At 65.9% G+C, this 22580-nt stretch carries 17 protein-coding genes; 6 read left to right on the forward strand and 11 right to left on the reverse strand.

The window, feature by feature from the left end; translation table 11 throughout:
• The first annotated feature begins 23 nt into the window (after window positions 1-23).
• The 3 genes from N5C91_RS25700 to N5C91_RS25710 all read left to right on the forward strand — a co-directional run bounded on the left by N5C91_RS25700 (window position 24) and on the right by N5C91_RS25710 (window position 5233).
• Window positions 24-1391 carry a DUF1329 domain-containing protein gene (locus N5C91_RS25700; RefSeq protein ID WP_236170957.1) on the forward strand — a complete coding sequence of 456 codons (1368 nt, stop codon included), beginning with the start codon at window positions 24-26 and terminating at the stop codon, window positions 1389-1391.
• Window positions 1392-1754: 363 nt separating this feature from the next.
• Window positions 1755-2837 (forward strand): YCF48-related protein, encoded by a 1083-nt coding sequence (locus N5C91_RS25705; protein ID WP_236198571.1) that lies wholly within the window; start codon window positions 1755-1757, stop codon window positions 2835-2837.
• 14 nt (window positions 2838-2851) lie between these two features.
• Window positions 2852-5233 carry an RND family transporter gene (locus N5C91_RS25710; protein WP_236170955.1) on the forward strand — a complete coding sequence of 794 codons (2382 nt, stop codon included), beginning with the start codon at window positions 2852-2854 and terminating at the stop codon, window positions 5231-5233.
• 176 nt (window positions 5234-5409) lie between these two features.
• Here the strand turns inward: N5C91_RS25710 and N5C91_RS25715 are convergent, their stop codons facing one another.
• Window positions 5410-6207 carry a cyclase family protein gene (locus N5C91_RS25715; RefSeq protein WP_279832915.1) on the reverse strand — a complete coding sequence of 266 codons (798 nt, stop codon included), beginning with the start codon at window positions 6205-6207 and terminating at the stop codon, window positions 5410-5412.
• A 114-nt stretch (window positions 6208-6321) separates the two neighbouring features.
• Here N5C91_RS25715 and N5C91_RS25720 point away from each other — a divergent pair, with 114 nt between their 5' ends.
• Entirely contained in the window at window positions 6322-6738 is a 417-nt protein-coding gene (locus tag N5C91_RS25720; protein ID WP_279832917.1) for a carboxymuconolactone decarboxylase family protein, read from the forward strand.
• Between the two features lie 92 nt (window positions 6739-6830).
• Here N5C91_RS25720 and N5C91_RS25725 read toward each other — a convergent pair whose 3' ends face one another.
• The 8 genes from N5C91_RS25725 to N5C91_RS25760 form a co-directional block, all read right to left on the reverse strand.
• Window positions 6831-7931: an alpha/beta hydrolase fold domain-containing protein gene (locus tag N5C91_RS25725; protein WP_279832919.1), complete on the reverse strand. Its 1101-nt coding sequence runs from the start codon at window positions 7929-7931 to the stop codon at window positions 6831-6833.
• 37 nt (window positions 7932-7968) lie between these two features.
• Window positions 7969-9615, reverse strand: coding sequence for a BatD family protein (locus N5C91_RS25730; protein ID WP_279832922.1), 1647 nt, complete (start codon window positions 9613-9615; stop codon window positions 7969-7971).
• Window positions 9612-11372 (reverse strand): VWA domain-containing protein, encoded by a 1761-nt coding sequence (locus tag N5C91_RS25735; RefSeq protein ID WP_279832924.1) that lies wholly within the window; start codon window positions 11370-11372, stop codon window positions 9612-9614. The genes N5C91_RS25730 and N5C91_RS25735 overlap by 4 nt, the downstream gene beginning before the upstream one ends.
• Window positions 11369-12403: a VWA domain-containing protein gene (locus N5C91_RS25740; protein ID WP_279832925.1), complete on the reverse strand. Its 1035-nt coding sequence runs from the start codon at window positions 12401-12403 to the stop codon at window positions 11369-11371. Before N5C91_RS25740 ends, N5C91_RS25735 begins: the two co-directional genes overlap by 4 nt.
• Window positions 12396-12893 carry a DUF4381 domain-containing protein gene (locus tag N5C91_RS25745; protein ID WP_236170948.1) on the reverse strand — a complete coding sequence of 166 codons (498 nt, stop codon included), beginning with the start codon at window positions 12891-12893 and terminating at the stop codon, window positions 12396-12398. The genes N5C91_RS25740 and N5C91_RS25745 overlap by 8 nt, the downstream gene beginning before the upstream one ends.
• Window positions 12890-13834, reverse strand: a complete 945-nt coding sequence (locus N5C91_RS25750) for a DUF58 domain-containing protein (protein WP_279832926.1) — start codon at window positions 13832-13834, stop codon at window positions 12890-12892. Before N5C91_RS25750 ends, N5C91_RS25745 begins: the two co-directional genes overlap by 4 nt.
• 1 nt (window position 13835) lies before the next feature.
• Window positions 13836-14795, reverse strand: a complete 960-nt coding sequence (locus tag N5C91_RS25755; RefSeq protein ID WP_045211803.1) for a MoxR family ATPase — start codon at window positions 14793-14795, stop codon at window positions 13836-13838.
• Between the two features lie 61 nt (window positions 14796-14856).
• Complete coding sequence (locus tag N5C91_RS25760; RefSeq protein ID WP_279832931.1) at window positions 14857-15729, reverse strand: DUF1353 domain-containing protein; 873 nt, start codon at window positions 15727-15729, stop codon at window positions 14857-14859.
• Window positions 15730-16032: 303 nt separating this feature from the next.
• Here N5C91_RS25760 and N5C91_RS25765 point away from each other — a divergent pair, with 303 nt between their 5' ends.
• Window positions 16033-20895 carry an NAD-glutamate dehydrogenase gene (locus N5C91_RS25765; protein WP_279832934.1) on the forward strand — a complete coding sequence of 1621 codons (4863 nt, stop codon included), beginning with the start codon at window positions 16033-16035 and terminating at the stop codon, window positions 20893-20895.
• 486 nt (window positions 20896-21381) lie between these two features.
• Here the strand turns inward: N5C91_RS25765 and N5C91_RS25770 are convergent, their stop codons facing one another.
• Window positions 21382-21597 (reverse strand): hypothetical protein, encoded by a 216-nt coding sequence (locus N5C91_RS25770; RefSeq protein ID WP_138525895.1) that lies wholly within the window; start codon window positions 21595-21597, stop codon window positions 21382-21384.
• A gap of 202 nt (window positions 21598-21799) precedes the next feature.
• Between N5C91_RS25770 and N5C91_RS25775 the strand changes: the two genes are divergently transcribed.
• Window positions 21800-22330: a hypothetical protein gene (locus N5C91_RS25775; protein WP_236170944.1), complete on the forward strand. Its 531-nt coding sequence runs from the start codon at window positions 21800-21802 to the stop codon at window positions 22328-22330.
• Here the strand turns inward: N5C91_RS25775 and N5C91_RS25780 are convergent.
• Window positions 22321-22533, reverse strand: a complete 213-nt coding sequence (locus tag N5C91_RS25780) for a helix-turn-helix domain-containing protein (RefSeq protein ID WP_236170943.1) — start codon at window positions 22531-22533, stop codon at window positions 22321-22323. The genes N5C91_RS25775 and N5C91_RS25780 overlap by 10 nt on opposite strands.
• Between the last annotated feature and the right edge of the window lie 47 nt (window positions 22534-22580).

Below are 22580 nucleotides of genomic sequence, written 5' to 3' on the forward strand. Positions count from 1 at the left end.
CGCGCACCTCACGGAGAAGCAACATGCGCAACATGCGTACCCTGGTCGGCGCCGCCGTGGCCCTGGCCCTGTCCGCCGGCAGCGCCCTGGCGGCGGTGTCCCCGCAGGATGCGGCCAAGCTGCAGTCGAACCTGACTCCGCTGGGCGCGGAAAAGGCCGGCAACGCCGCCGGCACCATCCCGGCCTGGACCGGTGGCATCACCCAGGCGCCGGCCGGCTACAAGCCGGGCCAGCACCACATCGACCCGTTCGCCGCCGACAAGCCGCTGTACACCATCACCAAGGCCAACCTTGACCAGTACAAGGCCAACCTGACCCCGGGCACCCTGGCGCTGTTCGCCACCTACCCGGACACCTTCCAGATGCCGGTGTACCCGAGCCGCCGCAGTGGTTCGGCGCCGCAGTGGGTGTATGACAACACCTTCAAGAACGCCACCAGCGCCAAGCTGGCCGAGGGCGGCAACGGCTTCGTCGATGCCTTCGGCGGCATCCCGTTCCCGATCCCGCAGAACGGCGTGGAAGCGGTGTGGAACCACATCGCCCGCTATCGTGGCACCTACGTCGTGCGTCGCGCCTCGGAAGTGGCCGTGCAGCGCAACGGCGACTACTCGCTGGTGACCTCGCAGCAGGAAGCGCTGTTCAAGTACTACATCCAGGGCAAGAGCTTCGCCGACCTGAACAACCTGCTGTTCTACTACCTGTCGTTCACCAAGAGCCCGGCTCGCCTGGCCGGTGGTGCCGCACTGGTCCACGAGACCCTCGATCAGGTCAAGGAACCGCGTCAGGCCTGGGGCTACAACGCCGGCCAGCGCCGCGTGCGCCGTGCGCCGAACCTGGCCTACGACACGCCGATCGCCGCTGCCGACGGCCTGCGTACCGCCGACGACACCGACATGTTCAACGGCTCGCCGGACCGCTACGACTGGAAGCTGATCGGCAAGAAGGAAATGTACATCCCGTACAACAACTACAAGGTGTCCAGCCCTGAGGTTAAGTACAAGGATCTGCTGACCCCCAACCACCTGAACCCGAAATACACCCGCTACGAACTGCACCGCGTGTGGATCGTGGAAGGCACCCTGAAGCCGGGCGCACGCCACATCTACTCCAAGCGCGTACTGTTCCTCGACGAGGACAGCTGGGGCGCCGCCGAAGTCGACCAGTACGACGGTCGCGGCGAACTGTGGCGCGTCTCGCTGGCCTACCTGAAGAACTACTACGAGCTGCCCACCACCTGGACCGCTCTGGATACCTTCCACGACCTGCAGGCCCGTCGCTACCACGTACAGAACCTGGACAACGAAGAGCCGACCACCATCGACTTCAGCCAGGCCGTACCGGACGACTCCTACTTCAGCCCGTCCGCACTGCGTCGCCGCGGCACCCGCTGAGTCAGCCTTCAGGCTTGCAGGAGCGAGCTTGCTCGCGAACCGCCCAGCGTCGGTGCTGCCGACTGACACGTTCGCGAGCAAGGACTGGGCGTCGCCCCCGGTCCTGCACACAGAGCCCCGCCTTGGCGGGGCTTTTTCATGCCTGCGCGAAAGCCTGAGGGTGTGAAAGTGTTACCGCTCCACCCGCTGGAGGCCGCCAGCCGCGCGCCTTTCGGCCGGGATGGCAAAATGCACTCATCCTTTCGAGTGAGGCAGCCGGGGCTTAACAAAAGATAACGTGCGGTTAATTGTCAGCCCCGGAAAAGGCTGGCTATATAGCTCCAAACTACATACCGCCTGCATAAGAAAAAGAGGTAAAGGCATATGCGTGAGCCCCTGTGGCGCACTTCGAGCGAGCAGCCCGTGTCGGGAGTGCGAAGCTCCTTCCCGATGTCGCGCAAGACGGTTTCCCTGCTCGGCGCGTTTTCCTTCCTGATGATGTCCCTGGCTCCGTTGCACGCCGTTGCCGCCACGGACGCCGCCAGTGATTCCAACTCGATCATGTCCGCCAAGGCTTCCAGCAGCCTGCTGCTGAGCATCGCCCATGCTGGCAAGCGCCTGGTCGCGGTGGGGGACCACGGGCACATCCTCTATTCCGACGATGCGGGCAAGAACTGGACTCAGGCCACCGTGCCGACCCGCCAGCTGCTGACCTCGGTGTTCTTCGTCAACGACAAGAAGGGCTGGGCCGTCGGCCATGACGCCCAGGTCCTGGCCACCACTGATGGCGGCACCACCTGGGTGCGCCAGTTCGAAGACCTCAAGCGCGAAGCGCCGCTGCTGGATATCTGGTTCCAGGACGAGAACCACGGTGTGGCCGTGGGCGCCTATGGCGCGCTGCTGGAAACCACCGATGGCGGCAAGAGCTGGGAAGACGTCAGCGACCGCCTGGACAACGAAGACCAGTTCCACCTCAACGCCATCACGGCGGTGAAGGATTCCGGCCTGTTCGTGGTCGGCGAGGCGGGCAGCATGTTCCGCTCCAAGGACTGGGGCGAGACCTGGGAAAAACTCCAGGGTCCCTACGAGGGCTCGCTGTTCGGCGCCACCGGCACCACCCACGCTGGCACCGTCCTGGCCTATGGCCTGCGCGGCCACCTGTTCCGTTCCACCGATTTCGGCAGCACCTGGCAGCAGGTCAGCCTGCCCACCGCCAACGGCGGCGAACTGGAGTTCGGCCTTTCCGAAGGCAGCCTGCTGGATGACGGCACCATCGTCGTTGTCGGCCATGGCGGCAGCGTGCTGGAGAGCAAGGACGACGGCGTCAGCTTCAGCGTCGTCAACCGTCCGGATCGCCTGTCCCTCGCGGGCGTGAGTGCGGCCGGCAATGGCAACCTGGTGCTGGTCGGCCAGGGCGGTATCCACCTGGCTTCGGCGACCGGCGCCGAGCTGACAGAACAACAATAAGCCGGGGAGCCGCAATGAACGCTCTGAACAAGCATCAACAGGACAAGGCGACTTTCCTGGAACGCATCATCTTCACCCACCGGCCGTTCGTGATCATCGCGTGCCTGCTGGTGACCGTCTTCCTCGCCTGGTCGGCCACGCAGGTGCGCCCGTCCACCAGCTTCGAGAAGATGATTCCGCTGCAGCACCCGTTCATCCAGAACATGCTGGAGCACCGCAACGACCTGGCCAACCTCGGCAACACCGTGCGCATCTCGGTGGAAGCGGTGAACGGCGACATCTTCACCAAGGAGTACATGGAGACGCTGCGGCAGATCCATGACGAGGTCTTCTACATCCCCGGCGTTGACCGCTCCGGCATGAAGTCGCTGTGGAGCCCGAGCGTACGCTGGACCGAAGTGACCGAGGAAGGCTTCGCCGGTGGCGAGGTGATCCCGCAGACCTACGACGGTTCCGCCAAGGCCCTCGACCTGTTGCGCAACAACGTGCTCAAGTCCGGTCAGATCGGCCGCCTGGTGGCCAACAACTTCAAGTCGAGCATCGTCGACGTGCCGCTGCTGGAGGTCTACCCGGACCCGAAGGACCAGGGCAAGCTGATGAAGCTGGACTACCGCCAGTTCTCCCATGAACTGGAAGAGAAGATCCGCGACAAGTACCAGCTGCAGAACCCCAACGTGAAGATCCACATCACCGGCTTCGCCAAGAAGGTCGGTGACCTGATCGACGGCCTGCTGATGGTGGTCGGCTTCTTCGGCATCTGCTTCGTCATCACCCTGGTGCTGCTGCTGTGGTTCACCAAGTGCGTGCGCTCCACCATCGCCGTGCTGTCCACCACCCTGGTGGCGGTGATCTGGCAGTTGGGCATCCTGCACCTGATCGGCTTCGGGCTGGACCCGTACTCGATGCTGGTGCCGTTCCTGATCTTCGCCATCGGTATTTCCCACGGTGTGCAGAAGATCAACGGTATCGCCCTGCAGTCCAGTGACGCGGAAACTCCGCTGCTGGCCGCTCGCCGTACCTTCCGCCAACTGTTCCTGCCGGGCATGATCGCCATCCTCGCGGACGCCGTCGGCTTCATCACCCTGCTGGTGATCGACATCGGCGTGATCCGCGAACTGGCCATCGGCGCCTCCATCGGCGTGGCGGTGATCGTGTTCACCAACCTGATCCTGCTGCCGGTCGCCATTTCCTACATCGGCATCAGCAAGAAGGCGGTGCAACGCAGCAAGGAAGACGCCGTGCGCGACCATCCCTTCTGGCGCGCGCTGTCCAACTTCGCCAGCCCGTCCGTGGCACCGATCTCCGTGGTCATCGCCCTGGCGATGTTCGCCGGCGGCATGTGGCAGGGCCATCACCTGAAGATCGGTGACCTCGACCAGGGCGCGCCGGAGCTGCGTCCGGACTCGCGCTACAACCTGGACAACGACTTCATCATCCGCAACTACTCGACCAGCTCCGACGTGCTGGTGGTGATGGTGGCGTCCGAGGCCGAAGGCTGCTCCACCCACAAGACCCTGTCCGCCATCGACGAGCTGGCCTGGCGCCTGGAGAACACCCAGGGCGTGCAGTCGGCCATCTCCCTGGTCACTGTTTCCAAGCAGATGATCAAGGGCATGAACGAAGGCAACCTGAAGTGGGAGTCGCTGTCGCGCAACCAGGACGTGCTGAACAACTCCATCAGCCGCGCGGAAGGTCTGTTCAACAGCAACTGCTCGCTGGCGCCCCTGCTGGTGTTCCTCAACGACCACAAGGCCGAGACTCTCGACCGCGCCGTGGCCGTCGTGCAGGACTTCGCCAAGGCCAACGAGAAGGATGACCTGAAGTTCAAGCTCGCCGCCGGTAACGCCGGTATCGAGGCTGCTACCAACGATGTGATCAAGCACTCGGAACTGACCATCCTGATCCTGGTGTACATCTGCGTAGCGATCATGTGCCTGATCACCTTCCGCTCCTTCGCCGCGACCCTGTGCATCGTGCTGCCGCTGATCCTCACCTCGGTGCTGGGCAACGCGCTGATGGCCACCCTGGGCATCGGCGTGAAGGTCGCGACCCTGCCGGTGATCGCGCTGGGCGTGGGTATCGGCGTGGACTACGGCATCTACATCTACACCCGCCTGGAGTCCTTCCTGCGCCAGGGCCTGTCCCTGCAGGAGGCCTACTACGAGACGCTGAAGTCCACTGGTAAAGCAGTGCTCTTCACCGGTCTGTGCCTGGCCATCGGCGTGGCTACCTGGATCTTCTCGGCGATCAAGTTCCAGGCCGACATGGGCCTGATGCTGACCTTCATGCTCCTCTGGAACATGTTCGGTGCTCTGTGGCTGCTGCCGGCGCTGGCGCGCTTCCTGATCAACCCGGAGAAGGTGCGTCAGAAGAAGGCTTCGATCCTGGTTCACTGATCGACGCTCGAGCAGTAAAAAACGCGGCCCTCGGGCCGCGTTTTTTTTGGCGCCGGACCGAGTTCGGAGCCGCCGGGGATCTATCGCGGACGGAGTCCGCTCATACGATGCATGAGATCACGTAGGAGCGGACTCCGTCCGCGATCGGTGCCGCTTCACGCCGGCCTATCGATGGGTCACGGCAGGATGGCAAACACCCGCGCCGGGAAGCCGGTGCCCTGGGCGATCTTCGGGAAGCTCACCACCGCCAGCGCGCCGGCCTCGGGTACCTTGTCGAGGTTGGCGAGCAGCTCGATCTGGTAGTGGTTGGTACCGAGGATGTACGACTCCAGCGAATAGTCGTCCTTGCTGGTGGCGATGCCCGGATCGGTGTCGGTGGTCTCGTGGCCGGACGCGGTGATCTTGCGCGTCTCGTAGAGGTACACCAGGGCCTCCTTGCTCCAGCCCGGATAGTGCGCGACACCCTTGGCGTCCTGATTCTGCATCTTCGCCTGGTCCGGCCAGCGCTGCGACCAGTCGCTGCGCAGCGCGGCGAAGGAACCCTGCGGCACCGGCCCGTGCTTGGCTTCCCAGGCCTTCACGTCGGCCAGGCTCAGCACGTAGTCCGGGTTCTTCGCCACCTGCTCGTGGATATCGAACACCACCAGCGGCAGGAACTGTTCCTTCACGTCGAGTTGGTCAACGCTGCGCAGTCCCTTGTGGAAGTGCACTGGCGGGTCGACATGGGTGCCCCATTGCCCGACGTGGCTGTACAGCTCCACCTGGAAGCCATCCTTGTCCACGGTGTAGAGCGTCTTGCGGCCCATGGGCTCGAAGCCTTTCCAGTGCGGCGTATTGCTGTCGAACGCGTGGGTCAGGTCGACCCAGTCGTGCTGCCTGAGGCTGGCGTAGGTGTCCCACAGGCCGGGTTGGGCGGCCTGGCTCGCGGCAGGTAGCAGGGCGGCGGCAAAGAGCAGGGCAGGGAGGCGTTGCATGGGTCTGATTCCTTGACGGGGATGGGAGAGAACGCCTTATCTTTCTCCATCGCCTGTCCAATCATCCAATTCTGAATTCTGCTTTTCTTATTCCAAAATCGTCAGGGAGCAACCATGTCCTTCCAGCTCATCGAATACACCGAAGCCAGCCCCGAAGTCCGTGCCGTCTACGACGACATCATGGCGACCCGCAAGATCGACTGGGTGAACAACTTCTGGAAAGCCCTGGCCAATCATCCGCAGACCCTCAAGCGCACCTGGGAAAGCCTCAAGCAAGTGATGGGGCCGGGGCAGTTGGACCCGCTGGTGAAGGAGCTGATCTATGTCGCCGTCAGTGTCACCAATAACTGCAACTACTGCATCGGCTCCCACGGCGCAGCGGCGCGCAAGGCGGGGATGGACGACGCCATGCTCGGCGAGCTGATGGCGGTGGTCGCCATGGCCAACGAGACTAACCGCCTCGCCATCGGTTACCAGGTGCCGCTGGACGATGTGTTCAAGGGAGCGGTGATGGAGAACAGCGGCGGTTGAGACTGTTCGCGAGCAAGCTCGCTCCTACATAAACGCTCCGGGCGTGCCTGTAGGAGCGAGCTTGCTCGCGAACCCGGGCCGGCGATGGATTGTCAGGGCGCTGGCGCCGACAACCGCTGCATCGCCTTCACTGGCGTGCCATCGCTCCAGCGCCCCATGGACAGCTGCGCCGGCCCACCACCCAGTGCGTAATCGCGGTCCTGGCCGTAGAAGGCCGCATCGCACAGCGCATCGAACAGCTTCCACGGCCCGAACCAGTCCAGCGCATCGGTCGCCAGGGCGTTGTGGGCCGAGGGTTGCCCTTGTTTCAGCCGCTGCTTCACCCGCTCCTGCACGCGGTTGAGCAGCCAGCTGGACGAGTCGCTGGGCGGGTAGCGCGGGTCGAAGCGCGGTGCGGTCGGTGCCGCGTGGTTGGCCAGCAGCGGCGGGCTACCGTGACGGTCGCTGCGCAGCAGGAGCAGGTCCTTGTCGCGCGGCGCCACCTGGGTGCTTTCCGTATAGATGCGCCGCGCGTCATCGCAGGCGACGCGCTCATCCTCGTCGCCGCAGATCGCCAGCAGCAGCGTGCCGGCAGGAATGTTCGCCAGCGGCTCCAGCGGTACCTGGCGCCAGCGCGGCCCGCTGCTCTTGCCCGGTTCCACGGCCATCAGCGCGCGTGGCCGGGGAACGCCGAGGCGTTGCCAGGAGGCCGCCAGCCCACTGGCAATCAGACCGCCCGCCGAGTGGCCGACGTAGGCGACGTGCTCCAGTTCCGGCTTCACCCCCAGCTTCCCTGCCTGCAGATCGGCAATGGCGTGGCGCACGGAATCGGCGGCGTTGGGCAGGAACTCCGCCGCCGGCGTCTTCAGTGTCGCCTGGTAGCGCGGATAGATGAGGATGGCGCCGCGCCGGACGATGTGCTCGATCCAGGCACGATAGAGGTCGGGCTGCATGACGCTCCAGCCGTGGGTGAAGACCACGACGGGGGCGCTGGAAGGGGCAGGGCGCTGCGGTGTGAACACCCAGTATTCGTTGCCCTCGGCACTGAAGTGCCACTGGCGCACGTCGGCGTGGGCGTAGTTGGAGCTGCCGGGGCCTTGCAGCGGTTGCGTCGGCGGCAGGGCCTCGGCTGCGTGCAGCGGGCCGGCCAGGAGAGGGTTGCAGATCAGCAGCAGGCCGGCGGCCAGCGCTGGAATCAGCCGGGGGGCGGGCATGGAGGCACCTCTGGCGGGGATGCCTCCAGCATAGCCGTCAGCGTGGATAGAGCGGTGGCAGGCTGCTGGCTTCCGCTGCCGGCGGCGCGTCCGGATCGGCGCCGGGCAGGGTGCGGATGGCGCGCCAGAGGTCCTCGCCCTGCCAGTTGCGGCCGCCTTCGCTGTCGCTGTAGAGCGCGCCGTTGAGGCCATCCAGGGCATCGGACAGGGGCACGAAGCGAGCCGCCATGTCAGCCAGGGTTTCCGGTTGCTGGCGCGCCCAGGCATCCAGCGCCTGGCGGGTGGCGTGCGAGTCGTTGGCCTGGCAGGCGCGGCGCAGCTCGTCGAGCAACGTGCGCGTGCTCGGTCCGGCTTGCGCAACGCGGATCACCGCTGGCTGGCTACGGGCCCGCCACCAGAGGGCGAAACCGAGCAGGGTGGTCAGGCTGAGCAAGGCACAGGCGAGTTGCCAGGGCCATAGCAGCGCATCGCTGACGATTGTCTCGCTGGGCGCGGCGGGGGCTTCGGTGTGTTCCTCCAGCTGTGCGTTCGCCGCGACCTGCAATGTGCGCGCAGGCAGGCTGGTGCGTTCGACGCGGCGCTCCTGGGTGTTCCACCAGACGATTTCCACTGGCGGCAGTTCCACCGGGCCAGCCTTGTCGGCGATCAGCGCTTCGCGCTCCTCGCGGCTGCCGATCATGCCCTGGTCGCTGCTTTCGTTGGCCAGTTGCGGCTGGTCCGGGTAATGCCGCAGGCCCTCGGGAAGGGGGATCGGCAGCGGTGGTAGCTGGGCGCTGGAGAGACCTTCCACGCGCAGCATGATGTTGCGGGTCAGTGCTTCACCGGCCTTGGCTTCCTCGGGCTGCGGGCTCCAGGTTTCGCTCAGGCTCAGCGAGCGGGCGGGCAGCCAGGGCGCGTCCTTCGGGTAATCGGCGGGCTTGGGGTCGATCTGCAGTGGAATGCTCGGCGAGGTGACCAGCACCTGCTTGCCCGGCTGCGGGCCGAACGGATTGTAGTCATCGTCATTGCGGCGCTGCGCGACCTGGGTGGCCTTGAAGGTCTGGCCGGGAATTTCCAGGGTCCCGCTCTTCTGCGGGAAGATCGCGTAGCGCACTTCGATCACGCCGTGGCGAACACCGTTGATGTCCTTTTCATAGGTGCGCGGCTCGCCCAGTTGCTCGACCCGGGCATCGTTCATGCGCAACGGGCTGAGGCTGCTGTCGTCGTACAGCGATACCGAATGGTAGATGCGCAGGGTGAGGATCACCTGCGCCTGCACCCAGCTTTCCTCGCGGTCGACGCTGGCGTCGATGAACACCGGGGCGAGCTTCTGGCCCTCGGCGCTGTCTTCGGCCTTGAGTACTTCGAGGCCGATCGGCTCGCTGGCGTTGCCGCCCAGGTGGATCGGCGGGATTTCCACCTTGCCTTCAGTGCGCGGCTGCAGGGTGATGATCCAGCGCGTGGTGGCCTGGGCCTTGCCGTTGAGGGTGGTGAGGCGGTTGACCTGGCGGGTGCCGAGTACCACGAAGGCCTCATCGAGCGGCTTCAGGTCGGGCTTGCCGAACAGCGTGGGGTCGTCCGACTCCAGTGTCAGTTCGACGCTCTCGCCCGCGGTCAGGCGCGCGCGGTCGACGCTGGCGGTGAAGCTGGCCTCGGCGCGGAAGGTGGCGAGGCAGAGCAGGGTCAGGCAGATCAGCCTTTTCATGGGTTGGGTTCCTGGCGCTGCTGCTGTTGCTGGTACCAGAACTTGCGGCGCAACAGCTCGGACGGATCGTCGGGCATCTGCCGCAGCCACTGTTCCAGGGCCTGACGGCGCTCGTCCCCCAGTGGACCGGCATCTTCCGGGTTGGTTTCCTGTTCTTCGCGGGCGTTCTCACCGGGTTTGTCGCTCTGGCTGGCAGAGGGGCGGTCGGCTTCCTGCGATGGGTTCTTCGCAGCCGGCGCCGGCTGCGAGTCGCGTTCGCTGGAGTGTTCTTCCTCCTGCTGCTGCTCCTGCGGCTTGGCGGCCTGGGGATCGCTGCTCTGGGCGGGGTCCTGGTTCTGCTGGGGGGGCTGGTCGGTGCCGTCGCCGGCGGGGTTTTCCTTGCGCTGGCGCAGCAGGTCTTCAAGCAGCGCCTTGTTGCGCTTGGCAGCCTCCAGCTCGGGGTTGCGTTCCAGTGCCTGATCGTAGGCGTCGATGGCAGCCTCCAGCTCGTTCTGTTTCGCCAGGGCATTGCCACGGTTGTAGTGGTCGGCAGCCTCGTCGCCCTGGGCAAAGGCCTGGGCGGCGTCGACATAATCGCCGGCGCGGTACAGCGCCAGGCCTTTCCAGCGGAAGTCGTCGAAGCGCTCGGCGGCCTCGGCGGGACGCCCGGCGTCGAGCAGGCGCTGGCCCTGCTGGTCCGGGCGCAGCCAGAGATCGTTGAGCTCGAAGGCGTTGGCATCCTGCGGCGGCGCCCACAGCAGGGGCAGCAACAGCGGCAGGCTGAACAACCAGCCGCGGCGGCCGGCACAGGCGGCGAGCAGGAGCAGCGGCAGCAGAAGCCAGTAGCCCTGGTCGGCCCAGCGTTGCAGGCGCAGCAGGGCGTCTTCTTCGCTCACCTGCAGGCCCTGGGTGCTGTCCAGCAGACCGAGGGAGCGCAGGTCGCTGCTGCTGGCGCGCAGGCGCTGGAAGCGTCCACCCATGTCGGTGGCGAAGACGCGCAGCGAGTTCTCGTCCAGGCGTGGCACCAGGATGTTGCCCTGGTCGTCCTTGAGGAAGGTGCCGTCTTCCTGGGCAATGGGCGCGCCGCCGGGCGTGCCCACGGCGAGCAGCAGCAGGTCCTTGCCCTTGCCCTTGAGCGCCTGGCGAATACCCTGGCGCTCACGGGCGTCCAGCGCACTGGTGATCAGCAGGATCCGGCCGTTGCCCTCGGCACCGTTGTCCAGCAGGCGCCGCGCCTGGGCCACGGCGAGGTCGGCGCGCTGCCCCGGCTCGGGCATGATCGATGGCTTGAGGGCGTCGAGCAGGTTGCGCGCGGTGCCCAGGTCATTGGACAGCGGCACCAGCGTGTGGGCGCTGCCGGCGTAGACGACGATGGCGGTCTGCGCGTCGCTGCGGCTCTGCAGCAGGTCGAGCAACTTGTGCCGGGCCTGTTCCAGGCGGGTCGGCTTGAGGTCGGTGGCGAGCATCTGCGGGGTGAGTTCCAGCACCACCACCAGTGGGTCGCTGCGCTCCATGGTCGGTTGTTCCACCTGCTGCCAGCTTGGGCCGAGCAGGGCGAGCAGCGCCAGTAGCCAGGCGATGCCCAGGTAGAACCACGGGCGGCGCTCGTGCCGGCCGCCGCCACCCGCCAGCAGCCAGGGGTGGAAGGCCTGCGGCAGCAGCAATTGCCAGCGGCCGGCGCGGCGTTCGCGGTGCCAGAGCTTCCACAGCAACCAGCCCAGCGGCGGCAGCAGGATCAACCAGAGCGGGTGCAGCAGGTGCGGCCAGATGCCGTTCATGGCCGGCGCTCCTTCTGCAGACGCGCGACCCAGGCCGGCCAGCGCCAGTCCTCGGGTGGCCACAGGGTGCCGACCACCAGCGCCGCACTGATCAGCAGGGCCAGCAGCAGCGGCCAGCGGTACAGCGCGATGGCCGGACGTGCCTGGGTCGGCTTCTGTTCCACCGGCTCGAGCTGGTCGAGGCTGTCGGAAATACGTTGCAGCTCCTCGCCGTTGCGTGCGCGGAAGTACTCGCCACCGGTGCTCTCGGCGATGGCCTTGAGGGCCGGCTCGTCCAGGTCCAGCCCCGGGTTGAGGCCGAACAGCCCGACGACGCCACCCTGCTTGGGATCGGCGCCGATGCCGATGGTGTAGACCTTCACCTGTTCTTCGGCGGCGAGCCTGGCGGCGGTCTGTGGGGAAATCTCGCCGGCGGTATTGGCGCCGTCGGTGATCAGCACCAGCACGCGGCTCTCGGCCGGGCGCTGGCGCAGGCGCTTGACCGCCAGGCCGATGGCATCGCCCAGGGCGGTGTCCTTGCCGGCGATGCCGATCAGTGCTTCGTCCAGCCAGACACGCACGGTGTGACGATCGAAGGTGAGCGGCGCCTGCAGGTAGGCGCGGGTACCGAACAGGATCAGCCCGACGCGATCACCCCGGCGGCCTTCGATGAAGTCGCCGAACAGCTTCTTCACCAGGTCCAGACGGCTGACTTCGGCACCGTCCCAGGTCATGTCGGCGTAATCCATGGAGCCGGAAACATCTACCGCCACCAGCAGGTCACGGCCGGTGGCCGGAATCGGCAGCGGCTCGCCGACCCATTGCGGGCGCGCAGCGGCCAGCAGCAGGCACAGCCAGAGCAGGGCGAAGGGCGCCTGCTGGCGCCAGGCCGGCAAGCGCGCACGGGCGCGACGGCCGGCAAGGCCCTCGAGTTCCTGGAGGAAGCTGACCTTGAGCGCCGCCTCGCCGTTGTCGGCCGGCGGCAGGATGAAGCGCATCACCCAGGGCAGCGGGGCGAGCAGGAAAATCCACGGCCAGGCGAACTCAAACATGCTTGCGCACCCAGGTTTCCACGGAGGCGGCGAGGCCGTCGATGGCCTTGTCGTCCAGCTTGCACTCGGCGCGGTAGCCGCCTTCCACCAGGATCATCCAGCGGGTCAGGCCGGCGGCCGGACAGCGGGTATCGAGGAAGGCCAGCCAGGCACGGCCGCTCAGGGTGTGGCTGTGGCTGTCCGGCCAGCGCGCCCGCGACAGGCGTTTGAGCAGGCCGTTCAGTGATTGCAGCCAGGGGCCGGCCGGCGCGCGGTCGTAGGGGCGCGGCAGGCGCTTGAGTTCCTCCAGTGCAGCTTCGCGCAGCGGGTCCAGCGGCACATCGGTGACGACCTTGGCCCTGCGCCTGGGCAGCCAGCGCCGGCGATTGCGCCACAGCGCCCAGAGCAGCAGCGGCAGCAGCGCGGCGAGCAGCCACCAGCCTGGCGCCGGCGGCCACCAGGGCACCGCAGCCGGCTCGATGAGTGGTTGCAACTGATCGAGCGGATTCATTTGGCGTATCCCGGCTGGTGCTGTTCCAGCAGGTTGCGCAGTTGTTCCACCAGTTCTTCCTGGGTGGTCAAGGGCAGCAGCGGTACGCCCAGGCGCAGGGCGAGGCGCTGCCAGCGTTCGCGGCGGGCCTCGCCGAGGGCGCGGTAAGCCAGGCGCTGTTCGTCGATGTGGGTATCCAGTTCCAGCTGTGCCTGGCCTTCGGCGAATCTCAGCAGCCCGGCGGCGGGCAGGGCGTGGTCGAGCGGGTCGGAGACCGGCAGCATCACCAGGTCGGTGTGCCGCGCCAGCAGTGACAGCTGCTGCTCGGCCACTTCGCTGAGCGCACGCTCGTCGCAGATCACCATAATCAGGCTGCCGGGGCGCAGCACCTCGCGAGCGCGGCGCAGGGCCATGCCGAAACCGTCGCCGCTGTGGCTGAGGTTGGAGCCGGCGAGCAGGGTGTTGTTGGCCCGCACGATCAGGTTGAACAACTGCAGCAGGCTCTGCTTGCTGCGCCTGGGCTTGATCTCGTGGCATTCGCTGTCGGTGAACACCAGCCCGCCGATGCGGTCGTTGTGCGCCAGCGCCGCCCAACCGATGAAGGCAGCGGCACGTGCGGCAAGCACGGACTTGAAGCTCAGGCCGGAACCGAAGAACAGCCGGGCACTCTGTTCGACCAGGACGAATACCGGTCGCTCGCGCTCCTCATGGAACAGCTTGGTGTGCGGCTCCTGGCTGCGCGCGGTGACGCGCCAGTCGATGGTGCGCACGTCGTCGCCGGCCTGGTACACACGCACCTGGTCGAAGTCCACGCCGCGTCCGCGCAGGCGCGAGTGGTGCAGGCCGATCAACGGGCTGCGCCGCGAGGGCGTGGAGAACAGCTGGACTTCGCGCAGGCGGTGGCGAATCTCGATCAGCTCGCCAAGGGAAACCGCGACGCCGGGCGCCAGGACATTGTGCATGTCAGGCGACGGCAACCACGTCGAGGATGCGCTGGACCACGCGGTCCTGGTCGATCCCGGCGGCTTCCGCCTCGAAGGTGAGGATCAGGCGGTGGCGCAGCACGTCGAAGAGCATCGCCTGGATGTCCTCGGGGCTGACGAAGTCGCGCCCGGCCAGCCAGGCGTGGGCACGTGCGCAGCGGTCCAGGGCGATGGAGCCGCGCGGGCTGGCGCCATAGGACAGCCACTCGGCGAGCTCGGCGTCGTACTTGGCCGGGGTGCGCGTGGCCATGATCAGCTGCACCAGGTATTCCTCCACGGCATCGGCCATGTACAGGCCGAGGATTTCGTGGCGGGCGGCGAAGATGGCCTCCTGGGTGACCCGGCGCTCCGGCTTGGTCTCGCCGTGCAGCGCTTCGCCACGTGCCTGCTGGAGGATGCGGCGTTCCACGGAGGCTTCCGGGTAGCCGATCTTCACGTGCATGAGGAAGCGGTCGAGCTGGGCTTCGGGCAGCGGGTAGGTGCCTTCCTGCTCGATGGGGTTCTGCGTCGCCATCACCAGGAACAGCGGCGGCAGGTCATAAGTGCTGCGGCCCACGCTGACCTGGCGCTCGGCCATGGCTTCGAGCAGGGCGGACTGTACCTTGGCCGGCGCCCGGTTGATTTCGTCGGCCAGTACCAGGTGATGGAAGATCGGCCCCTGCTGGAACACGAAGCTGCCGTTCTCCGGGCGATAGATCTCGGTGCCGGTGATGTCGGCCGGAAGCAGGTCGGGGGTGAACTGGATGCGGTGGAACTCGGCTTCCAGGCCCTCGGCGAGGTCCTTGATCGCCTTGGTCTTGGCCAGGCCTGGCGCGCCTTCGACCAGCAGGTGGCCGTCGGCGATCAGGGCGATGAGCAGCCGCTCGATGAGCTTTTCCTGGCCGAGGATCTGGCTGGAGAGATACTGGCGCAGTGCAAGGAGCGACTCACGATGTTCCATCGCGTGGATTTCCTGGACGAAGGGTGGGGCTGTCGGGCCGCCTACTTTACTGCATCGGCCGTCACTCTTGCAGCGCTGCGCTGCGAGCCTTGTGCGGCGCTAGCGGTTCCTGCGACGCCCGGTCGCCGGGCAACGGGGTCAGCAGGCGCAGGGAGCTGTCGCGGTTGAGCTGGTGGCGCATGTCGCGCGCGCCACCATGGACCACCGCGAAGCGGTAGACCCAGGCCACCAGGCGCGGCATACCGGCCTCCAGCAGCATGCGGTGGAACAGTTCGTCCGCCTCGGCCTTGGTCACCGGCGCGACGTTGAGGAACTGGTACAGCGCGTCATGCACCAGGCTGGCATGGTGCGCCACCGGCCAGAACATCACGCGCTCCTTCTGCTGGCCATGGCGCAGGCACTGCACGCTTTCCAGGTGCTCCCACCAGTCCGGCGTGCCGAGGGTCGCGATCCAGTAGAAGGGCACCTTCGGCGAGCAGCCGTCCCAGGCGTAGGTGCGGGTGCAGCCGAAGTCGTAGCTCACGGTGCCGGCGCTCAGGTCGACATGCGCTGGGCCGGGGTTGATGACGATGCGCCCGTCGTGCACCACCAGCCACTCGCTATAGAAGTAGCGGTCCTTGAACAGCGGGTCCTCGCGGACCAGTGGGAAGTCGATGTAGTTGATCCACGGGCCGTTGCGGTCGCGGCTGCAGAAGCCCCACTCGTCCACCGAGCGTTCCCGCGCAGCCTGCACACGACGCAGACGTTCGCCCCGGCCGACGATGCGCGGCAGGAGGACGCCGAGATAGACCGGAACCGCGCCGACCAGCAACGGCCGCACGGCCTCATCGAGGAACAGCCAGGCCAGCACGAGCAGTGCCGCGCCCAGCAGGGTGACCAGCAGGTTGTCGAGGTGGCGCAGCAGCGGGCGGCGCAGGGGAGGGTGGCGTTGCATGGCGTCCGTTCCAGGCGAGGGATTGCATGATAGCGCTTTGATATTTCTGCGGGCAGTTGCGGAACGATCGTGCCGCAAATTCTGTCGTTTCCCCTGAGCGTGGCGGCTGCATGCCGTTGAACGAATATGTCGCAGCCCCGTAAGCCAGCGGCGGCCCAGTCCCGATAAGCTCGGTGGGATCGGTGACCGCCCGGTCGGGGCTGTCAATCGAGGGTCACACTGCCCGGCTATACCTGTGGCCCGACACAAGACGATATGCGTTCTACGCTCAATCCAATAATTCGAGCCCAGCGGAGTACCAACATGGCGTTCTTCACCGCAGCCAGCAAAGCCGACTTCCAGCAACAACTGAAAGCGGCCCTGGCGCAGCACGTCGACGACAAGGGTCTGCCACAAGTGGCCCTGTTCGCCGAGCAGTTCTTCGGCTTCATCTCACTCGACGAATTGACCCAGCGCAGGTTGTCCGACCTGGTCGGTTGCACCTTGTCTTCCTGGCGCCTGCTGGAACGCTTCGACCCCGCCCAGCCGGAAGTGGCGGTGTACAACCCCGACTATGAAAAGCACGGCTGGCAGTCGACCCACACCGCCGTGCAGGTGTTGCACCCGGACCAGCCGTTCCTGGTCGACTCGGTGCGCATGGAGCTGAATCGCCGCGGCTACAGCATTCACACCTTGCAGACCAATGTGCTCAGCGTGCGGCGCAATGCCAAGGGCGAGTTGCTGGAGATCCTGCCCAAGAACAGCACCGGCAAGGACGTGCACCAGGAATCGCTGATGTACCTGGAGATCGATCGTGTGTCCCAGGCCGGTGAACTGCGCACCCTGGAAAAGGCCCTGCTGGAAGTGCTCGGCGAAGTGCGCCTGGCAGTCGCCGACTTCCCCGCCATGCGCAGCAAGGCCGAGGAGCTGCTGGCCTGGCTGGGCAAGTCCAAGGCCAAGGCCCGCGCGGAAGAGACCGCCGAAGTGCGCGCCTTCCTCGAATGGTTGCTGGATAACCACTTCACCTTCCTCGGCTATGAAGAATTCACCGTGCACGACGAGGCCGACGGTGGCCACCTGGTGTACGACGACAAGGCCTTCCTCGGGCTGACCAAGCTGCTGCGCGCCGGCCTGAACAAGGACGACCTGCACATCGAGGACTACGCGGTGGCCTACCTGCGCGAGCCGGTGCTGCTGTCCTTCGCCAAGGCCTCCCAGCCCAGCCGCGTGCACCGCCCGGCCTACCCGGACTACGTATCGATCCGCGAGATCGACGCCAAGGGCAAGGTGGTCCGCGAGTTCCGCTTCCTCGGCCTGTACACCTCGGCGGTGTATGCCGAGAGCGTGTTCGACATCCCGTTCATTCGCGGCAAGGTCGCCGCCGTGCTGAAGAACTCCGGCTTCGACAGCAAGGCCCACCTGGGCAAGGAGCTCGCGCAGATTCTCGAGGTCCTGCCGCGTGACGACCTGTTCCAGACCCCGGTGGATGAGCTCTACGCCACCGCCATGTCCATCGTGCAGATCCAGGAGCGCAACAAGATCCGCCTGTTCCTGCGCAAGGACCCGTACGGCCGCTTCGCCTACTGCCTGGCCTACGTGCCGCGCGACATCTATTCCACCGAAACGCGGATGAAGATCCAGCAGGTGCTGATGGAGCGCCTGAAGGCCAGCGACTGCGAGTTCTGGACCTTCTTCTCCGAATCCACCCTGGCCCGCGTGCAGTTCATCCTGCGCGTCGACCCGAAAGTGCGCATCGACGTCGATGCCGCCCAGCTGGAGCAGGAAGCCATCCAGGCCTGCCGCTCCTGGCAGGACGACTACGCCGCGCTGGTGCTGGAGAACTTCGGCGAAGGGCAGGGCAACAACCTGCTGGAAGACTTCCCCAAGGGCTTCCCGGCTGGCTACCGCGAGCGCTTCGCCCCACACTTCGCCGTGGTGGACCTGCAGCACCTGTCCAGCCTGGGCGACAGCCGCCCGCTGGTGATGAGCTTCTATCAGCCGCTGGCCCAGGGTGAGCAGCAGTTGCACTGCAAGCTCTACCACGCCGATACGCCGCTGGCGCTGTCGGACGTCCTGCCGATCCTGGAGAACCTCGGCCTGCGCGTGCTCGGCGAGTTCCCCTACCGCCTGCGCCACACCAATGGCCGCGAGTACTGGATCCACGACTTCGCCTTCACCTACGCCGAGGGCCTGGACGTCAACATCCAGGAACTCAACGAAACCCTGCAGGACGCCTTCGTCCACATCGTCAACGGCGATGCCGAGAACGATGCCTTCAACCGTCTGGTGCTGACCGCCGGTCTGCCCTGGCGCGACGTGGCGCTGCTGCGTGCCTACGCGCGCTACCTCAAGCAGATCCGCCTGGGCTTCGACCTGGGTTACATCGCCAGCGCGCTGAACGCCCACGTGGACATCGCCCGCGAACTGGTGCGGTTGTTCAAGACCCGTTTCTACCTGGCCCGCAAGCTCACCGCCGAGGACCTGGAAGACAAGCAGCAGAAGCTGGAACAGGCGATTCTCGCGGCGCTGGACAACGTCCAGGTGCTCAACGAGGACCGCATCCTGCGGCGCTACCTGGACCTGATCAAGGCCACCCTGCGCACCAACTTCTACCAGCCGGACGCGAGCGGGCAGAACAAGAGCTACTTCAGCTTCAAGTTCAATCCCAAGGCCATCCCGGAAATCCCGCGACCGACGCCGAAATTCGAAATCTTCGTCTACTGCCCGCGCGTGGAAGGCGTGCACCTGCGCTTCGGCGACGTGGCCCGTGGTGGCTTGCGCTGGTCCGACCGCGAGGAAGACTACCGCACCGAAGTGCTGGGCCTGGTGAAGGCGCAGCAGGTGAAGAACGCGGTAATCGTGCCGACTGGTGCCAAGGGCGGCTTCATCCCGCGCCGGCTGCCGCTGGGTGGCACGCGTGATGAAATCCAGGCCGAGGCCATCGCCTGCTACCGCATCTTCATCTCCGGGCTGCTGGACATCACCGACAACATCAAGGAAGGCCAGATCGTGCCGCCGGCCAACGTGGTGCGCCACGATCCGGACGATCCCTACCTGGTGGTGGCGGCGGACAAGGGCACCGCGACCTTCTCCGACATCGCCAACGGCATCTCCGCCGACTACAACTTCTGGCTCGGCGACGCCTTCGCCTCCGGTGGTTCCGCCGGCTACGACCACAAGGGCATGGGCATTACTGCCCGTGGCGGCTGGGTGTCGGTGCAGCGTCACTTCCGCGAGCGCGGGATTGACGTACAGAAGGACAACGTGACCGTCATCGGCATCGGTGACATGGCTGGCGACGTGTTCGGCAACGGCCTGCTGATGTCGGACAAGCTGCAGATGGTCGCGGCGTTCAACCACCTGCACATCTTCCTCGACCCCAACCCGGATGCGGCGGCGAGCTTTGCCGAGCGCCAGCGCCTGTTCAACCTGCCGCGCTCCAGCTGGGCCGACTATGACGCCTCGCTGATCTCCGCCGGCGGCGGCATCTTCCTGCGCAGCGCCAAGAGCATCACCCTGACCCCGGAAGTGCGCGCGCGCTTCGACATCGACGCCGAACGCCTGACTCCCACCGAGCTGATCCACGCGCTGCTCAAGGCGCCGGTGGACCTGCTGTGGAATGGCGGCATCGGGACCTACGTCAAGTCCAGCGACGAAACCCACGCCGACGTCGGCGACAAGGCCAACGACGGCCTGCGCGTCGACGGTCGCGAACTGCGGGTGAAGGTGGTGGGCGAGGGCGGCAACCTCGGCATGACGCAACTGGCGCGGGTCGAATTCGGCCTCAATGGCGGCGCGTGCAACACCGACTTCATCGACAACGCCGGTGGCGTGGATTGCTCCGACCACGAGGTGAACATCAAGATCCTGCTCAACGAGGTGGTGACCGCCGGGGACATGACCAGCAAGCAGCGCAACAAGCTGCTGGCGGAAATGACCGACCAGGTGTCCGACCTGGTGCTGGGCAACAACTACAAGCAGACCCAGGCACTGTCCCTGGCCGAGCGTCGCGCCCGTGAGCGCATCGCCGAATACAAGCGCCTGATGAGTGACCTGGAGGGCCGCGGCAAACTGGATCGCGCGCTGGAGTTCCTGCCCAGCGACGAAGGAATTGCCGAACGCATCGCCGCCGGCCAGGGGCTCACTCGCGCCGAGCTGGCCGTGCTGATTTCCTACAGCAAGATCGATCTGAAGGAACAACTGCTGGGCTCGCTGGTACCGGACGATGACTACCTGACCCGCGACATGGAAACGGCCTTCCCGCAGACCCTGGTCGATACTTTCGGTCCGGCCATGCGCCGGCACCGCCTGAAGCGCGAGATCGTCAGCACGCAGATCGCCAACGACCTGATCAACCACATGGGCATTACCTTCGTGCAGCGCCTGAAGGAGTCCACCGGCATGACGCCGGCGAACGTGGCGGGTGCCTACGTGATTGTGCGTGATGTCTTCCATTTGCCGCACTGGTTCCGCCAGATCGAGGCGCTGGACTACCAGGTGCCGGCGGAAGTGCAACTGACGCTGATGGACGAGCTGATGCGCCTTGGCCGCCGCGCGACGCGCTGGTTCCTGCGCAGCCGCCGTAACGAGCAGGACGCCGCGCGTGACGTGGCGCATTTCGGTCCGCGCATCGCCGCTCTTGGCCTGAAGCTCAACGAACTGCTCGAAGGGCCGACCCGCGAACTGTGGCAGGCGCGCTACCAGGCCTACGTCGACGCTGGCGTACCGGAACTGCTGGCGCGCATGGTCGCCGGCACCAGCCACCTCTATACCCTGCTGCCGATCGTCGAAGCGGCGGACGTCACCGGCCGTGACCCGGCCGACGTGGCGCGTGCCTACTTTGCCCTGGGCAGCGAGCTGGAGTTGACCTGGTACCTGCAGCAGATCAGCTCCCTGCCGGTGGAGAACAATTGGCAGGCATTGGCTCGCGAGGCCTTCCGCGACGACCTGGACTGGCAACAGCGGGCGATCACGGTCTCCGTGCTGCAGATGCAGGATGGCCCGGCGGAGATCGACGCGCGCGTAGCGCTCTGGCTGGAGCAGCACGCCCCGATGGTGGCTCGCTGGCGCGCCATGCTCACCGACCTGCGCGCCTCCACCAGCACCGACTACGCCATGTACGCCGTGGCCAATCGCGAACTGCTCGACCTGGCGCAGAGCAACCAGCAGGGCGTTTGCCCCGTGTGATGCTCACGCCTGATTGACCTTTTGATGCTCCAGCCCCGCCAAGTGCGGGGCTTTTTTTCGGCGGTGATCCAGTGGTCGGGGGCTTTTTTTGCTTGGATTTGCGGGCCTGCTAGTGCGGCGGCGGGGCATGTTAGCGAGCAAGCTCGCTCCTACGAAGAGCGCTCCGATGTTTGGCTGGGCGGTAGGAGCGAGCTTGCTCGCGAACGTTTCATAGGGATTCGGCTACCAAAGGCTTCCAGAAAATCCGCGGAGTGTGTCGAAGCACCCTGTTCAGAAGCCTGAGTAACCGAAAGGACTTTTCGCGGAGCAGAAAGCGCACGGAGTGGCGAGGCCATCGCCTAGGTTGCGAGGCCACCCGCAAGGAAGAAGGACGGGCTCTGCGCCTGCGCCAAGGCAGCGCAGGCACTCCCGATCAGAAGAGCAGGAGGCAGGGCCTGCCTGCAAGAGCGTCTCGCGGAGGTAATCAGAAACGGCGCCGAGCTGAAATCAGCTCCCGCTCCGCCCATCCTCGCGCGGCTCGGTCAGCGCCCGGCGGTACTTGGCGTACAACTCGTCGGACATGTTGCTGGCGCCCAGCATCTTCAGTGCGAAGGACTTCACTTGCTCATCGCTGTAGGGCTCATGCTGCGGCGCCGGCTGGCTGGCACAGCCCACCAGCCACAGGGGCAGGGTCAGGGAGAGAAGGGCAAGGGCACGGTTCATGGTTCTCACACGCAGGCTGGTTCGGGATGGTTGTCAGGCTATCAACCGCTCGAGGCGAGCAGAAATCATCCCGTTCAATAGTGGTTATCGCTTCTGGCGACTTCCGACCGATCGGTCTGTCAGAAGGTTCCCCAACTACGGCGTTTTTCCGCTAATCCAGATATCCTTCCCGGCTGTTCACTTCTCTTCAGGACTCCCCCCAATGAAAGCGCAACTCGTCGAACTCCTTACGTTGATCAGCTCCGGCTGCCTGGGGGAGGACGAGATCCAGCAGATCGCCGGCGAGGCCTCGCAGGCCTACGCCGATCCGGCAGCCTTCCTCGCCGCCAATGCGGATATCAACTACGACGACGACTTCCCCATCCCGCTGGGCGAATGGGTAGTGGTGGGCAGCCTGCCGGAAATCGTGCTGTTCATGGGCGACAGCTACGAGGAGCTGTTCGGCGAGATTCGTGCTTCCTTCGACCCGAGCGTGAGCTTCGTGCTGCAGGCCAAGCAACTGCGCAAGGCAGAGCCCTTGGCTGCGCTGAACCGCATCCAGACCCAGCTCGGCGCGCTGTACCCGGAGAAGGGTGGCTATGTGCTGGTGGACTTCAGTGAGCCGCTGGATACCGAATTGCAGTGCGTGCTGGTCTATCGCAACGACCTCGAGCGTGTCCTGGCACTCTGCGTGGATATCGGCATTCCCGCCGTGCCGGCATTGCAGGCCGCCCAGCAAGCGGATCAGGACTGATCCGGCTGGGCCATCAGCAGCAGGGCGCCCAGGTCCACCAGGAGCTGGCCGCCAATGCGCAGGCTGGGGACGTCACCCCGCTCGATCCAGCGCTGCACAATGGCCTGACGGTCACTCAGGCCGATCAGCTGTGCAAAGCGCTGCGGCGTCACGTAATAGCCGCCCGTGACCAGGTCCGGGTCGAATCCACTTTCCTCATTCATGTCGTCTCCCGCACCATCCAGCATCTCTGATCCATGGTTTCTGCTTC

It is taken from the genome of Pseudomonas sp. GD03903 (assembly GCF_029840045.1).
GTDB lineage: Bacteria > Pseudomonadota > Gammaproteobacteria > Pseudomonadales > Pseudomonadaceae > Pseudomonas > Pseudomonas pseudonitroreducens.

Excerpts from the sequence above, each read along its gene's own strand:
- N5C91_RS25700 (WP_236170957.1), top strand. The coding sequence starts at position 24 with ATGCGCAACATGCGTACCCTGGTCGGCGCCGCCGTGGCCCTGGCCCTG.
- N5C91_RS25705 (WP_236198571.1), top strand. The coding sequence starts at position 1,755 with ATGCGTGAGCCCCTGTGGCGCACTTCGAGCGAGCAGCCCGTGTCGGGA.
- N5C91_RS25710 (WP_236170955.1), top strand. The coding sequence starts at position 2,852 with ATGAACGCTCTGAACAAGCATCAACAGGACAAGGCGACTTTCCTGGAA.
- N5C91_RS25715 (WP_279832915.1), bottom strand. The coding sequence starts at position 6,207 with ATGCAACGCCTCCCTGCCCTGCTCTTTGCCGCCGCCCTGCTACCTGCC.
- N5C91_RS25720 (WP_279832917.1), top strand. The coding sequence starts at position 6,322 with ATGTCCTTCCAGCTCATCGAATACACCGAAGCCAGCCCCGAAGTCCGT.
- N5C91_RS25725 (WP_279832919.1), bottom strand. The coding sequence starts at position 7,931 with ATGCCCGCCCCCCGGCTGATTCCAGCGCTGGCCGCCGGCCTGCTGCTG.
- N5C91_RS25730 (WP_279832922.1), bottom strand. The coding sequence starts at position 9,615 with ATGAAAAGGCTGATCTGCCTGACCCTGCTCTGCCTCGCCACCTTCCGC.
- N5C91_RS25735 (WP_279832924.1), bottom strand. The coding sequence starts at position 11,372 with ATGAACGGCATCTGGCCGCACCTGCTGCACCCGCTCTGGTTGATCCTG.
- N5C91_RS25740 (WP_279832925.1), bottom strand. The coding sequence starts at position 12,403 with ATGTTTGAGTTCGCCTGGCCGTGGATTTTCCTGCTCGCCCCGCTGCCC.
- N5C91_RS25745 (WP_236170948.1), bottom strand. The coding sequence starts at position 12,893 with ATGAATCCGCTCGATCAGTTGCAACCACTCATCGAGCCGGCTGCGGTG.
- N5C91_RS25750 (WP_279832926.1), bottom strand. The coding sequence starts at position 13,834 with ATGCACAATGTCCTGGCGCCCGGCGTCGCGGTTTCCCTTGGCGAGCTG.
- N5C91_RS25755 (WP_045211803.1), bottom strand. The coding sequence starts at position 14,795 with ATGGAACATCGTGAGTCGCTCCTTGCACTGCGCCAGTATCTCTCCAGC.
- N5C91_RS25760 (WP_279832931.1), bottom strand. The coding sequence starts at position 15,729 with ATGCAACGCCACCCTCCCCTGCGCCGCCCGCTGCTGCGCCACCTCGAC.
- N5C91_RS25765 (WP_279832934.1), top strand. The coding sequence starts at position 16,033 with ATGGCGTTCTTCACCGCAGCCAGCAAAGCCGACTTCCAGCAACAACTG.
- N5C91_RS25770 (WP_138525895.1), bottom strand. The coding sequence starts at position 21,597 with ATGAACCGTGCCCTTGCCCTTCTCTCCCTGACCCTGCCCCTGTGGCTG.
- N5C91_RS25775 (WP_236170944.1), top strand. The coding sequence starts at position 21,800 with ATGAAAGCGCAACTCGTCGAACTCCTTACGTTGATCAGCTCCGGCTGC.
- N5C91_RS25780 (WP_236170943.1), bottom strand. The coding sequence starts at position 22,533 with ATGAATGAGGAAAGTGGATTCGACCCGGACCTGGTCACGGGCGGCTAT.